This is a genomic window from Idiomarina fontislapidosi (assembly GCF_003226255.1).
Taxonomy (GTDB): Bacteria; Pseudomonadota; Gammaproteobacteria; order Enterobacterales; family Alteromonadaceae; genus Idiomarina; species Idiomarina fontislapidosi.
The window spans coordinates 20,454-35,117 of record NZ_QJST01000016.1; the positions used below are offsets into that span (position 1 = coordinate 20,454).

Below are 14,664 nucleotides of genomic sequence, written 5' to 3' on the forward strand. Positions count from 1 at the left end.
CATCAATGAAATTTACGGTAAGCCGAGATGCATTTTTAAAACCTCTACAAATTGTGAGCGGAGCAGTTGAGCGCAGGCATACGCTTCCAATTCTGTCTAACTTATTGCTTAAGGTTGAGGGTGATACCTTGCGCCTTACCGGCACCGATCTTGAGGTTGAGCTGATTTCATCGGTGAATGTTGATTCGTCCGGTGGTGATGGGACGGTGACCGTGCCGGCTAAGAAGCTATTGGATATCGTACGTAGTCTTCCTGATGAGGCGCCGATTGAGTTAGTCGGAGACGATGAGGGTGTTCGTGTTCGCTCCGGTCGCAGTAAGTTCAAATTAAGCTCTCTCAGCGCTGATGACTTTCCAAACATTGAGGACTGGTCGAGTGAAGTCAACTTTGTTACTTCGCAAGATACGTTAAAGCGACTCATGGAGAAGACGCATTTTTCTATGGCGAACCAAGATGTTCGTTATTATCTCAATGGGATGCTCTTTGAAACTGACGCAAATATGCTGCGCTCGGTGGCGACAGATGGGCATCGCTTAGCAATGAGTAATTGTTATATTGAGCAACCTGGATTAAGTCAAAGACAGGTTATCGTGCCGAGAAAGGGCGTGGTCGAGTTGCTTCGGTTACTTAATGACGACGACTCTGAAGTGTCGGTAGCGATCGGAAACAACCACATTCGTGTAGAAACAGCCGACATTGTGTTTACAAGTAAACTTGTTGATGGACGCTTTCCGGATTACCGCCGTGTTGTGCCTCAAGGTGGCGATAAGCAAATTTTTGCTGATCGCGATTTACTGCGTCAAGCATTTGGGCGTGCGTCAATTTTGTCGAATGAGAAGTTTCGTGGTGTGCGTTTAAATATAGGCGCAAGTGAGCTTTGTATTACTGCAACGAACCCAGAGCAGGAGCAAGCCGAAGAAGTGATTGAAGTCGGCTACGATGGGGAAGCGATTGAAATTGGTTTTAACGTTAGCTATTTGCTCGATGTGTTAAATAACATCGAGACAGAGGAAGTATGCTTTATCTTATCAGACGCTAATAGCAGTGCATTAATTGAACCTAAAGATGACGACTCGTGCTGCTATGTCGTAATGCCGATGAGGCTGTAAAACGTTTATGCGTTTGAACGCGCTTAAGACAAATAACTTTCGGAATTTTAAGCGGTTTGATTTGGAGCCGTCTCCCAGCGCGAACTTGATAGGCGGTGTGAATGGCTCCGGCAAAACCTCACTCATCGAGGCGATATACCTTTTAGGGTTTGGTCGAAGCTTTCGTCCTGGTGGCTACAAGCAGCTTATTAATCACAATGAATCAGAATTTACGGTTTTTTGCGAAGCGCTGTCAGATGTAGGCGAAGTGGTAAAACTCGGTGTGCGTCGCACAAGCGATGGCGAAACCCAGCTCAGATTGAACGGAGATACAGTTCACAGATTGTCAGAGATCGCGCGTCATATTCCTGTCCAGCTATTCACACCCGAATCTGTTGAGTTGATTTTAAGCGGTCCAAGTTTACGTCGCCAGTTTATGGATTGGGGTGTGTTCCACGTGGAACATTCTTTTTATGAGCTGTGGGTCGCGTATACAAAGTCATTAAAGCAGAGGAACCACTTGCTCAGAAGTAAGGGGGATCCACGGCAAGATAGTTTTTGGCGGGCACAGCTCGCGCGCTTAGGGCAAGATATTAATGAGCTGCGCACTCGGTATATACAAGAAATTGAAAATTTCATTACAAAGAGTGCAACATTCTTTCTGCCGGATGTTAAACTGGAAGTTAGTTTAAAGCAGGGTTGGGAGCAGAATTCCGACCTTTCTGAAGCGTTAGAAAAACATACCGAACGTGACCGACGCTATGGTCATACTTCGGTTGGGCCACATAAAGCCGATTTGAAGCTCTTAATTGATGGTATAGATGCCAAGTTAGTGTTGTCGCGTGGTCAATTAAAATTGTTAGTCGCGAGTCTTAAGCTCGCGCAAGCTGCCCACTATAATGCGAAGAAAGATAGCAGCTGCATTTTTTTAGTCGATGATATTACCTCTGAATTGGACGAGGCTAATCAGAAAAAATTTATAACAGCTCTCGAGCAACTGGGATGTCAAAGCTTTATCACAGCTATTGACTCTGAACCCGTTGCTCGGCTGTTTAAACAAAATCCGAGAATGTTCCACGTGGAACACGGGATATTGAAACAACAAACTGAGAATTAATTATGTCAGATAACAATTACGGCTCCTCGAGTATTAAGGTTCTAAAAGGACTTGATGCGGTAAGAAAGCGCCCGGGAATGTATATCGGCGATACCGATGATGGCACTGGTTTGCACCACATGGTTTTTGAGGTAGTAGATAACTCAATCGATGAGGCGCTTGCGGGTCATTGTACAGGTGTCGATGTTCGTATCCACTCAGACGGTTCAGTATCGGTCCGTGATGATGGGCGTGGCATTCCTGTCGATCTTCACGAAGAAGAGGGCGTGTCAGCAGCACAGGTCATCATGACGGTTCTGCATGCGGGCGGTAAATTTGACGATAACTCTTATAAAGTATCTGGTGGTTTGCACGGTGTGGGTGTGTCAGTTGTAAACGCACTATCTGATAAGTTAAAGCTAACGATCAGACGCCAAGGCCACGTATACGAGCAAACCTATCATTTAGGCGAGCCTGAGACCGATGTTAAGCAAATCGGCGATACAGACCAAACTGGTACAGAACTTCGCTTCTGGCCGAGTGCTGATATCTTTTCAGATACTGAGTTCCACTACGATATCCTAGCGAAACGATTACGTGAGCTGTCATTCTTGAATTCGGGCGTAGCTATTCGTTTGTCTGACGAACGTGATGACCGTTCAGATGAGTTCAAGTACGAGGGCGGTATTTCAGCCTTTGTTACTTATCTTAATAAGGCAAAAACCCCGATTCATCCAAATCCGTTCCACTTCACCAGTGAACGTGAAGAAGATGGAATTTCCGTTGAAGTTAGCATGCAATGGAACGACTCGTTCCAAGAAAATATTTATTGCTACACTAACAACATTCCACAACGTGATGGCGGTACTCACTTAGCCGGCTTCCGTGCGGCGTTAACGCGTACACTGAACAGCTATATGGAGAAGGAAGGGTTCACCAAGAAAACTAAAACCGCTGCCACCGGTGATGATGCTCGCGAAGGTTTGACGGCAGTTATTTCAGTTAAGGTACCCGATCCAAAATTCTCATCTCAGACCAAAGAGAAATTAGTCTCGTCTGAGGTCAAGTCTGCGGTAGAGCAGGCTATGAACGAACGTTTGTCGGACTTCCTATTAGAGAACCCTCAGGATGCCAAGCTTATCGTCAACAAGATTGTTGACGCCGCGCGAGCGCGCGAAGCTGCCCGTAAGGCGAGAGAAATGACTCGTCGTAAAGGCGCCCTTGATATTGCAGGGTTACCAGGCAAGTTGGCGGATTGCCAAGAAAAAGACCCCGCACTATCAGAACTTTATATTGTGGAGGGTGACTCTGCGGGCGGTTCTGCTAAGCAAGGTCGTAACCGTAAGAACCAAGCAATACTTCCTCTAAAAGGTAAAATCCTTAACGTAGAGAAAGCACGTTTCGATAAGATGCTATCATCTCAAGAAGTTGGTACACTGATCACCGCGATGGGTTGTGGTATCGGGCGTGATGAATATGATCCAGATAAAACGCGTTACCACCGTATCATCATCATGACGGATGCCGACGTGGATGGTTCACATATTCGTACGTTGCTACTGACGTTCTTCTACCGTCAAATGCCGGAAATCATTGAGCGTGGCTACATTTATATCGCTCAGCCGCCTCTCTATAAAGTTAAAAAGGGTAAGCAAGAGACTTACATTAAAGACGATCCAGCACTGATTCGTTATTTAACCAGTCTAGCGCTGGATAATGCTTCTCTGCACCCAACCGCTGAAGCACCTGGGATTGGCGGTGAACACCTCGAGAACTTGGTTAACGGTTATCAGTTGGCGCAGGAAACGATTAAACGTTTGTCTCGTCGTATCCCTGAGAAGTTTTTGCAGCGCTTATTCTACGCACCTCGTTTAACTGACGACGCGTTACGCGATAAAGCATATATGGAAGAATGGGCTCAGCAATTAAATGATGATCTGACAGCACGTGAAGTGGATTCAGCAACCTATACGATTTCGTTGCATGAAGACACTGAACGTAAGATGTGGTTGCCTACCACACGCATTCGCCAACACGGCGTTGATACGGATTACCCGCTGAACTATGAATTCTTAATGTCGAAGGATTACGAGCAAATCGTCACCGTCGGTAAAGAAATTCACGCATTGGTTGAAGAGGGTGGTTACGTTACTCGTGGTGAAAAGCGTCAGTCAGTTTCTCACTTTGTTGAGGCAGTTGAATGGTTAATTTCCGAGTCTAAGCGTGGCCTTTATGTGCAGCGCTATAAAGGGCTTGGTGAAATGAACCCAGAGCAACTGTGGGAAACCACGATGGATCCTGAAACTCGTCGTATGCTTCAGGTTACGATTGAAGACGCAATTGGCGCAGATCAGTTGTTCTCAACATTAATGGGTGATGACGTTGAACCTCGTCGTAACTTCATTGAATCAAACGCATTGAAAGTGGCAAACCTAGACGTTTAACGCAAGGCAAACCGCTTATAAATAAGCACAAAAAAACCCGCTCATTGAGCGGGTTTTTTATTATTGCGGCTTTGATTACTGCAACAAGGAAATATCAGCAACACGCAAGAACATACCGCGTAGTTGATACAAAAGGTTCAAGCGGTTTTGACGAATAGCTGGGTCGTCATCATTGACCATTACATTCTCGAAGAAGTCATCGATAGGTGACTTCAATGCAGCCATTCGTGTCAGCGCGCCTTCATAATTGCCAGCAGCAATTTCTGGCTCTGCACTTGTCTCTGTCTCAGATATTTGTGCCGCCAAGGTTTTTTCTTCAGCCGCCTTTAGCAAATCATGATCCACTTGACCTGTTAGCTCGCCTTCAGACTTGGAAAGTATATTACTAACGCGCTTATTAGCCGCTGAAAGGCTCTCTGCGGCCTCGTGTTGCTTAAAGGCTGCAACGGCGTGGATTCGTAAGTTAAAGTCCGCAGGACGTGATGGAGCGCGAGCTAAGACTGATTGAATAACGTCGACAGCGACGCCTTGTTCTTGATACCAAGGGCGGAAGCGACCCACAATAAATTCGAAAACATTCTCGCGTACATCTTTATTACTGATGCGCTCACCGAACCCTTCAATCGCTGCGTCGATTAGGTCATACAGGTCGAGATTTAAGTTAGACTCAACAATAATACGAATCAAGCCAAGCGCCGCACGGCGTAAAGCAAATGGGTCACGGTCACCTTTAGGTGTTTGACCAATACCAAAGATACCCACTAACGAATCAAGTTTATCGGCCAGTGCAACGGCGCGGCTTACATCGGAAGTAGGGAGGCTATCGCCGGCAAACCTCGGCCAATAGTGTTGTTCAATAGCATCCGCAACTGCGGTGTCTAAGCCATCGTTGAGCGCATAGTGTCTTCCCATCACACCTTGGGTTTCAGGAAACTCTGACACCATGTCTGTCACAAGGTCCGCTTTACACAATTCACCGGCTAAGTGAGCTTGGTCTGAGTCGGCATTGAGCGCCTTCGCAATACGTGCACTCAATGTCGCAATACGCTCAGATTTATCTTTCATCGTGCCAAGCTGCTTTTGGAACAATACGGTTGCGAGTTTATCGAGACGTGTACGAAGCGTCTGCTTCTTGTCCGATTCAAAGAAGAACTGTGCATCAGCCAAACGAGGGCGAACCACACGTTCGTTACCTTTAATGACTTGCTCAGGGTCCTTGCTATCGATATTGGTGATAAAGATGAACACTGGCTTAAGTTGACCTTGCGTGTCTTCGACAGGGAAGTACCGTTGATCGTCTTTCATAGTGACGATGAGGGCTTCCTTCGGAACCGCCAAGAATTGCTCATCAAAGCTTGCAGACAGCGCTACTGGCCATTCAACCAGCGCTGAAACTTCCTCAATCAAATCTTCGTCAGACTCTACCTTGCCGCCTAACTGAGAGGCTAAATCATTGATTGAAGAACGGATTAGCTCCATGCGTTTAGCCTGGTCGGCTATTACGTGATGCTTATAGAGCTGTGCTTCGTAATCATCTGCATGCTGGATATCGAAACCATCGGGCGCGTGGAAACGATGCGCGTTAATATGGCGACCACTCTGAATATCGAGCAACTTAGCGTCAATTAAGTCGTCACCAAACAGTAGGCACAAGGTATGCACTGGACGTATAAACTGTGCATCGGAATCACCCCAGCGCATCGGTTTAGGAATAGGTAGGCGCTTTAACGCATCTTCGACGATGCCGGGAAGTAATTGAGCTAATGATTCACCTTTAACTTCGGCCTTATGAAGCAACCAGGCGCCCTTGTCGGTTTCCAATCGCTCGGCTTCGTTGACCTCAATTCCATTCGAGCGAGCCCAGCCTTGTGCGGCTTTGGTCGGCTCACCTGATTCATCAAACGCGACCTCAATGGATGGTCCACGTTTTTCGACCACTTTGTCTTGCTGCTGACCCTGCAAAGCGGTGACCACAACGGCTAACCGACGTGGTGTTGCAAGCGCTTTGATGCTGCTGAAGGCAAGCTCAGCCTTAGTTAAACCTTCCTCGATACCTTGCTTAAAACTTTCACTTAACTGTTTAAGTGCCTTCGGAGGAAGCTCTTCGGTTCCTATTTCAACGAGTAAAGTATCCTGCTTCACAATTAAGCTCCTTCCGATTCCGACGAGTTTTGACATAAGGGAAAGCCAAGTGCTTCGCGTGCTTGGTAATAAACTTCGGCACATGCTTTGGCCATCGTTCTCACGCGTAAGATATAACGCTGACGCTCTGTCACGGAAATGGCGTGACGTGCATCAAGTAGGTTAAATGCATGCGATGCCTTCATCACTTGTTCATAAGCTGGCAATGATAAACCTCGTTCAATCAATACGTTACACTCTTGCTCGCACTCGTCGAAGCGGCGGAAAAGGGTATCGGTATCGGCGATTTCAAAGTTATATGTCGATTGCTCGACTTCGTTCTGATGAAACACATCGCGATAGTAAATTTTGCCACGCGGACCGTCAGCCCACACTAAGTCATAAATGCTATCGACACCTTGAATGTACATCGCAAGTCGCTCGAGTCCATAAGTGATCTCTCCAGCGACCGGCTTACACTCAAGGCCGCCCACTTGCTGGAAGTAGGTGAACTGAGTAACTTCCATGCCGTTTAACCATACTTCCCAACCCAAACCCCATGCGCCTAGGGTTGGGCTTTCCCAGTTATCCTCAACAAAGCGGATGTCATGGGTGAGTGGATCAAATCCAAGCAGCTTCAGCGAGCCTAAATACAACTCTTGGATATCCTTAGGCGACGGCTTCATAATGACTTGGAACTGATAGTAATGTTGAAGTCTGTTGGGGTTCTCACCATAGCGGCCGTCGGTAGGGCGACGGCAAGGTTGCACGTAGGCAAAGCTTGCCGGCTCAGGGCCAAGTGAGCGTAAGAATGTCATTGGATGAAAGGTGCCCGCACCCACTTCCATATCTAAAGGTTGGACTACCGCACAACCTTGCTGAGCCCAATAATCTTGTAGGGCGAGAATCAGCCCCTGAAAAGTGTTAACGTCGTATTTTGCCATAAATGTCCGCAACCTATTTTTTGGTTGACCAAAGATAAACTTATATGCCTAGATTATACCCTCTGATAAGCCTCGGTTATAGGGGATAAAATGACAAATCAACAACTCATTCGTTGCGGTTGGTGTGAGGGCGATGGAGAATACCAACGCTATCACGATACCTTATGGGGTGTGCCAGTAAATGACTCACAGGATTTATTTGCCAAACTGTGTCTTGATGGTCAGCAAGCAGGACTGAGTTGGCTGACTATTTTGCGTAAGTGGGATGCGTACCACGAGTTATTCCATAACTTTGACCCGGACGCGCTTATTGCGATGCCGAGCTCAGAGCGTGAGGCACTGTATAGCAACCCTGCCATTATTCGTAGTCGAGCAAAAATCGACGCCATATTTACTAATGCACATGCATACCTTAAATTGCGTGACGAGGGACAACCATTTAACGAATTCTTATGGAAATTCGTTGAGTTTAAGCCCAAAATTAATGCGCATAACGCACTATCTTACGTGCCAACAGAAACTGAAGCGTCGCGACAAATGGCAAAAGCTTTAAAAAAAGAAGGCTTTAAGTTTGTTGGTCCGACAATTTGTTATGCTTTTATGCAAGCTGTTGGTATGGTTAATGATCATCTCGTCGACTGTCATCGTTATCAACCATGCAAGGCAGCGATGGAAACCTTTAGACTTAGCACTAACTGGAAGTGATATGATAGAAATTACCTTGGCTGACTACGCCAACCCAGCACATGCTCAAGCGGTTGTTAATATGCTCGACATGTACGCGAAAGACCCAATGGGGGGCGGAGAAGGAATCGCTGAAGAGGTAAAGGATAACCTCATTAAAGAGATGGCCAAACGGGATAATGTATTTTCTTTACTCGCGTTTGATGGTGATCAGCCCGTTGGCGTGGTGAACTGTGTAGAGGGTTTCTCGACCTTTGCTGCGAAGCCATTGATGAATATTCATGACATCGCTGTGGTTGAAGAGTATCGCGGTCAGGGTGTTGCGCAAAAGCTACTTGAAGAAGTTAAAACGTTGGCGCAGTTTCGTGGTTGCGTAAAATTAACGCTTGAAGTGCTGACTAACAATGATCGCGCGAAGAAAGCCTATGAGAGCTTTGGTTTTAAACCCTATGAACTCGGTGATGTAGGTCAAGCAGAGTTCTGGGAGTGTTACCTTACCTAATCCCTACGATAACGTCGCACGTTTAGTCGTGCGACTTCTCAATCCAGTAAGTATAGGGTGCCTCAACGACATCCTGCTGCACCAGCTTATGATCCATAAACTCGCAAAACTGCGGAATGTCACGTTTGGTGGCAGGGTCATCTGCGATGACTTTTACCACTTGCCCGACAGTTAACTTACGCATTGTCGCCCGCACCAACATCACGGGTTCGGGACATCGAAGACCAAGAGTATCGAGTTCTTTATCGGCTCTGTTTTCCATCATCTCATGCTCATTTAAAGCAACCATAAAAAAAGCCTATGATACCACAGGCATCATAGGCTTAAATGCGTGTAGAGGCGTTTACACGCGCTCAAACACGGTCGCGATACCCTGACCTAGACCAATACACATGGTCGCTAAGCCTAGCTTCGCATCTTTCTCTTCCATTAAGTTAATCAATGTCGTTGAAATACGAGCACCTGAGCACCCTAATGGATGACCTAGCGCGATAGCACCGCCATTCAAGTTAACTTTATCTTCCATTTGATCAAATAACTTAAGCCCTTTAAGCACAGGTAACGACTGTGCCGCGAATGCTTCGTTGAGTTCAACCACATCAATATCGTCCATGCTCACACCGGCACGTTTGAGTGCTTTCTCGGTCGCAGGCACGGGACCATAGCCCATAATACTTGGATCACAACCTGCTACGGCCATCGAGCGGATTTTCACGCGAGGCGTTAAGCCCAATGCTTTTGCCTTTTCGGCTGACATGACAAGCATTGCTGCTGCACCATCAGATAATGCCGATGAGGTGCCTGCGGTAACGGTGCCGTTCGCTGGGTCGAATACGGGGCGTAACTGTGCGAGTGACTCTGCGGTAGTCTCAGGACGAATGACTTCATCACTCGTGACACGAACCAGTTCGCCTTTTTCGTTATGACCATTAATGGCATAAATCTCTTTGGCAAAGCGACCCTCAACGGTGGCTTGATGAGCACGCTGGTGTGAGCGTGCACCAAAGGCATCTTGTTGCTCGCGGCTGATACCAAACTTGCGTGACAGCAGCTCCGCTGTCATACCCATGCTACCTGCAGCTCGCGCCACAGATTTATTCATACCCGGGTGAAAGTCGATACCGTGGGTCATAGGAACGTGGCCCATGTGTTCAACACCGCCCGCCATAAAGATATCGCCGTCGCCATTCATGATTGCGCGTGTCGCATCATGTAAAGCCTGCATGGATGAACCACACAAGCGGTTTACGGTAACGCCAGCAACTGAGTGCGGGATACCAGCGATAAGCGCTGAGTTTCGGGCAATGTTAAAGCCTTGCTCGAGGGTTTGCTGAACACATCCCCAGTAAATGTCTTCGAGTTCATTAACATCCACCTCCGGGTTACGCTCAAGTAGGCCTTTCATTAGCGCGGCCGACAGATCTTCTGCACGCGTATGGCGAAAAACACCATTCTTAGAACGTCCCATTGGGGTACGAATACAGTCTACGATAACTACGTCTTTCATTATAAAATCCTCCTCGCCTTACTTCGCGCTAGTTGTGTCGAAGTAAGATTTACCCGCTTTTGCCATTTCGCGCATACCGTCAGTCACTTGGTAAATTTCACCTAAGTGTGCGTATTTATCAGCGAGTTTTACAAAATTTTCGATACCCACGGTTTCTAAGTAACGGAAAGGTCCGCCTCGGAAAGGAGGGAAGCCAAGACCATAAAGCAATGCGATGTCTGCTTCTGCAGCCGAACCAATGATGCCTTCCTCAAGACAACGAACCACTTCGTTGACCATTGGGATCATGCAGCGTGCAATGACTTCATCTTTATCTGCTTGTTTACCAGGTTCTGCGCCAATCAGCTTATATGTCTCTGGATCAGCCTCTTTAGTCGGCTTGCCTTTCTTATCGGTGCCGTATACATAGAAGCCCTTACCATTTTTCTGACCGTAACGTTCTGCTTTTGCTAACTGCGCGATAGCGCTGCTTTCATTGCGAGCCATGCGCGATGGGAAACCATCCGCCATGACTACAGTACAATGGTCAGCCGTATCAATACCGACGACATCGCTCAAGTACGCAGGACCCATTGGCCAGCCGAACATTTTCTCCATCACCTTATCGATACCAACAAAGTCGATACCTTCATCAACCATGCCCGCGAAACCAGCAAGGTAAGGGAAGAGCACACGGTTTACGTAGAAACCAGGGCAGTCGTTAACTACGATAGGCGTTTTGCCCAGTTTCAATGCATAAGCAACGACTGCGGCAACCGTTTCATCGGAGGTTTTTTCGCCACGGATGATTTCAACTAATGGCATTTTGTGCACAGGGTTGAAGAAGTGCATGCCACAGAATTTCTCAGGGCGCTTAAGGTTCTTCGCCAACTCATTAATCGAAATGGTCGATGTATTCGAAGTCAAAATGGCATCTTCGCTGATAACACCTTCGATTTCTGCGAGTACTGAGCCTTTAACTTTTGGATTTTCAACAACCGCTTCAACGACAATATCAACGTCTTTAACGGCGTCATTGAGCAATGTCGGCGTAATGGAAGAAAGTACCTTAATCATTTTCTCATTCGATACTTTGCCACGCTCAACACCCTTTTTCAGGATTTTGCCGGCTTCTTTCATACCCAAATCAAGCGCGTCTTGCTTGATGTCTTTCATTACAGCAGGCACGCCTTTTAGCGCAGACTGATAGGCAATGCCGCCGCCCATGATGCCTGCACCGAGCACGGCTGCTGTATTGATTTCTTTGGTCGCCGACTTAGCGTATTTCTTCGACTTACCTTTAACAGCTTGATCAGCAAGGAAAATACCAACTTGCGCATGGCATGCATCGGTTTGAGTCAAATCAAAGAATGCTTGGTTTTCAGCATTTAATGCGCCTTCGCGAGCTTCACGAGCGCCGTTTTCAATCGCCTCAATCGCTTTATGAGGTGCTGGGTAATGCTTGCCTGCTTTCGCCGCAACCATGCCTTTAGCTGTCACCAACGTCATCGTTAATTCGGTGTCGTTCGCTTTAAGAGGCTCAAGTTTAGGTTGGCGCTTAGCTTTCCAGTCTTGCTCGCCAGCCGCGGCTGCTTTAGCTAAGTTTAATGCCGCTTCGGTAAGGTTATCGGGCTCAACAACCGCATCGACTGCACCCACTTTTAATGCATCTAATGCAGAATTGTTTTTACCTGTGGTAATCCATTCAAGCGCATTGTCAGGACCGATTACGCGAGGTAAGCGCATGGTGCCACCAAAACCTGGAATCAGGCCGAGTTTCACCTCAGGCAAACCAATCGTTGCGGTGCTGTCGGCGACACGATAATCACATGCCAATAGTGCTTCACAGCCGCCACCTAGGGCAAAGCCTTTAACAGCGCCTACGGTCGGTACAGGTAAATCTTCGAGCTGGTCAAACACGCGTGATGCTTTTGCGACCCATTCACGAGTATTTTCTGGGTCTGCAAACATGTTTAGGAATTCAGTGATGTCGGCACCAACGATAAAGGTCGGCTTTGAACTGGTGACAATCACACCGCGTAAATCGTCGGTTTCGGCAAGTTTAGTGAGCGCATCACTAAACTCTTGTAAGGTTTTTTGGTCAAACTTATTAACCGAGCCTTTAGCATCAAACTGAAGCTCTGCAAAACCCGGCTCTATAAAATCAACCCGGATGCTTTCGCCTTGATAAATCATGTTGGGTCTCCCAAGACATCATTAAATTTTTACGTTTCCAATGCTTTATTTGGAAAGTAGTTAAGTTAAAGTAAGAAGAGTGTGGCGCGAAAGCGCTAAATTTTCAACGGTTATTTAAACATGCGTTTGAATCAATGAAAAAACTGACGTCTATCATTCGTTACAGCTTATTGGCATGCCTCTTCAGTACAGTGCACCCTGTCGCTGCGCAGGTGAGTGGGCAGTCGGCTGTTAATGCGCCTCAGCAATCCGCGAATGTGAGCGAACAACGTGAGTTATTTAAAAAAGCAGAATACGCCGCACGCAGAGGGCGTATAGCAGAGTATAACCAGTTATTAAAGCAACTCGAGAATTACCCGTTGACGCCTTACCTTGAAATGGAACGCTTACAACAGGTAGGTTATCTCGCTAATGAAGATCGCGTAGTCAGCTTTCTCGAACGGTACCAAGGTACGCCATTAGACTGGCAGTTGCGTCAACCGTGGTTAGATTATCTGGCCCAGCAGGGCGAGTACCAACGATTCATTCGCGACTTTCGTCATCCCGGCACGCTCACGCACCAATGCTATTTAATTACTGCTGAACGCGCGGGAGGTCTCGAAGACGGTCCTTTCATTCGTAAAGTCGATGCTATCTGGCGCCATGGATTCTCGGTACCCTCGGCATGCGACGGTATTCTTAACGAGTGGGCTGATTTAGACGCACGTACAAAAGACAAGGTGTGGCAAAGGTTGGTATTGGCGGCCGAAGAGGGTAATCCAACGCTGATTCCTTATCTCACTCGCTTACTACCAAAACGCGAGCAATATTTGGGTGAGCTTTACCACAAAGTCCGCTATTCACCTGCAGCGATCGGGCAGTTATCGCGTTTTCGTGGCGTTGATCCCGCTAAGGAAGCGCAAATCGCCACGTTTGCGTTAACAAAGTTAATTTGGCGCGCCGAAGAGCTGGCGTTGAAGTCTTATGAGAAGCTGGTCTCTCGGCTACCGTTTACTGCGGCGCAGCGGCATACCATCGCAGAGGAGTTTGCGGTGGCGTTAAGCTTGAAAGAGCATCCAGAGGCGCGCGTTTGGCACCAAAAAGTACCCCCGTCAGAGCTTGATGAGCGGGTGCTGCAATGGCGCTTGGCAGCCTATCTCCGTGATCACGACTATGCCGCATTGAAAATGACCATTCAGACGTTACCTCCTGCCATCGCTGGGGGCAATCAATGGCAGTATTGGCTTGCGCGCGCGATGGAAGAGACCGGCGATCAGCTCAATGCCAATAGAATTTATGCCGATCTGGCTAAAGAACGCCATTACTATGGCTTTTTAGCCGCAGCTCGCGTTGGTGCACCTGTCAGCCTGGAAAAAGATCCGGTCAAGGCAACAGAGTCACAAATTACAGCACTATTGCAGCGAGATGACGTAAAGCGCGCCTACGAATTTCTGCAATTAGGTCGGGATGTTGATGCGCGTCGCGAGTGGAATCACTTATTAAGTGACATCGACGGCGAGGCCTTTAAAACAGCGGCTGTTATTGCCAGCGATTGGGATTGGCATGATCAAGCGATTTGGACGTTGGCGCAGATCGGTCATTTCGACGCCGTTGAAATACGCTTTCCAATGGCCTATAGCGAAATAATTAACCTATCTTCCGAAAAATACGGCATTGATCCTGCGTGGGCAATGGCGATTACTCGTCGAGAGAGTAGCTTCAGAGCCGACGCGTATTCGGGAGCTGGAGCTCGAGGTCTAATGCAGATTTTGCCCGGTACCGCGAAGCTGCTCCGTAATGATGACAGCTTTAAGCGACTGAATACGCCTGAAGTCAACGTTGCATTGGGCACCTACTATTTAAGCAGTTTACGAGAGCGTTTTAATGGCAACCATGTGTTAGCTACGGCGGCTTATAATGCAGGTTACTATAAAGTAAGAGATTGGCTGCCGTCGGAACCCACCGCGCTTGATGAGTGGGTCGAGATGATCCCTTATTATGAGACGCGCGATTACGTCAAAGCGGTGTTGAGCTATCAGCAGATTTATGAGCTTTTAAATGGTAAAGAGGTTAATCTGTTTGATGCCTTTGCTACCATGAAAGTTGATGATAACTAACGGTTTA

11 protein-coding genes are annotated in these 14,664 nt (G+C 47.4%); 6 read left to right on the forward strand and 5 right to left on the reverse strand.

All coding sequences use genetic code 11. The features are described from left to right. Window positions 1–5 precede the first annotated feature (5 nt). The 3 genes from dnaN to gyrB are packed head-to-tail and all read left to right on the forward strand — an operon-like array spanning window position 6 to window position 4,628. Window positions 6–1,109 carry a DNA polymerase III subunit beta gene (gene dnaN / locus DFP83_RS12480; protein WP_110576248.1) on the forward strand — a complete coding sequence of 368 codons (1,104 nt, stop codon included), beginning with the start codon at window positions 6–8 and terminating at the stop codon, window positions 1,107–1,109. A gap of 7 nt (window positions 1,110–1,116) precedes the next feature. After that, window positions 1,117–2,205, forward strand: a complete 1,089-nt coding sequence (gene recF, locus DFP83_RS12485) for a DNA replication/repair protein RecF (RefSeq protein ID WP_110576250.1) — start codon at window positions 1,117–1,119, stop codon at window positions 2,203–2,205. A 2-nt stretch (window positions 2,206–2,207) separates the two neighbouring features. Then, window positions 2,208–4,628 carry a DNA topoisomerase (ATP-hydrolyzing) subunit B gene (gyrB, locus tag DFP83_RS12490; protein ID WP_110576252.1) on the forward strand — a complete coding sequence of 807 codons (2,421 nt, stop codon included), beginning with the start codon at window positions 2,208–2,210 and terminating at the stop codon, window positions 4,626–4,628. Between the two features lie 75 nt (window positions 4,629–4,703). Here the strand turns inward: gyrB and glyS are convergent, their stop codons facing one another. Both glyS and glyQ read right to left on the reverse strand, forming a co-directional pair. Then, on the reverse strand, window positions 4,704–6,770 hold the full coding sequence (gene glyS, locus DFP83_RS12495; protein WP_110576254.1) for a glycine--tRNA ligase subunit beta: 2,067 nt from the start codon (window positions 6,768–6,770) through the stop codon (window positions 4,704–4,706). Window positions 6,771–6,772: 2 nt separating this feature from the next. Continuing rightward, the gene (glyQ, locus tag DFP83_RS12500; RefSeq protein WP_110576256.1) at window positions 6,773–7,693 is read right to left on the reverse strand and encodes a glycine--tRNA ligase subunit alpha; all 921 of its coding nucleotides are present in this window, start codon (window positions 7,691–7,693) and stop codon (window positions 6,773–6,775) included. Window positions 7,694–7,783: 90 nt separating this feature from the next. Here glyQ and DFP83_RS12505 point away from each other — a divergent pair, with 90 nt between their 5' ends. Together DFP83_RS12505 and DFP83_RS12510 are read left to right on the forward strand one after the other, a co-directional pair. Continuing rightward, the gene (locus DFP83_RS12505) at window positions 7,784–8,398 is read left to right on the forward strand and encodes a DNA-3-methyladenine glycosylase I (protein WP_110576258.1); all 615 of its coding nucleotides are present in this window, start codon (window positions 7,784–7,786) and stop codon (window positions 8,396–8,398) included. 1 nt (window position 8,399) lies between these two features. Beyond that, complete coding sequence (locus DFP83_RS12510) at window positions 8,400–8,879, forward strand: GNAT family N-acetyltransferase (RefSeq protein ID WP_110576260.1); 480 nt, start codon at window positions 8,400–8,402, stop codon at window positions 8,877–8,879. 22 nt (window positions 8,880–8,901) lie between these two features. Here the strand turns inward: DFP83_RS12510 and tusA are convergent, their stop codons facing one another. The 3 genes from tusA to fadB all read right to left on the reverse strand — a co-directional run bounded on the left by tusA (window position 8,902) and on the right by fadB (window position 12,561). Then, window positions 8,902–9,141: a sulfurtransferase TusA gene (gene tusA, locus DFP83_RS12515; RefSeq protein WP_198679860.1), complete on the reverse strand. Its 240-nt coding sequence runs from the start codon at window positions 9,139–9,141 to the stop codon at window positions 8,902–8,904. An 81-nt stretch (window positions 9,142–9,222) separates the two neighbouring features. After that, the gene (gene fadA / locus DFP83_RS12520) at window positions 9,223–10,386 is read right to left on the reverse strand and encodes an acetyl-CoA C-acyltransferase FadA (protein WP_110576262.1); all 1,164 of its coding nucleotides are present in this window, start codon (window positions 10,384–10,386) and stop codon (window positions 9,223–9,225) included. Between the two features lie 18 nt (window positions 10,387–10,404). Then, window positions 10,405–12,561, reverse strand: coding sequence for a fatty acid oxidation complex subunit alpha FadB (fadB, locus tag DFP83_RS12525; RefSeq protein WP_110576264.1), 2,157 nt, complete (start codon window positions 12,559–12,561; stop codon window positions 10,405–10,407). Between the two features lie 134 nt (window positions 12,562–12,695). Between fadB and DFP83_RS12530 the strand changes: the two genes are divergently transcribed. Continuing rightward, window positions 12,696–14,657 (forward strand): transglycosylase SLT domain-containing protein, encoded by a 1,962-nt coding sequence (locus DFP83_RS12530; protein ID WP_110576266.1) that lies wholly within the window; start codon window positions 12,696–12,698, stop codon window positions 14,655–14,657. Window positions 14,658–14,664: the final 7 nt, after the last annotated feature.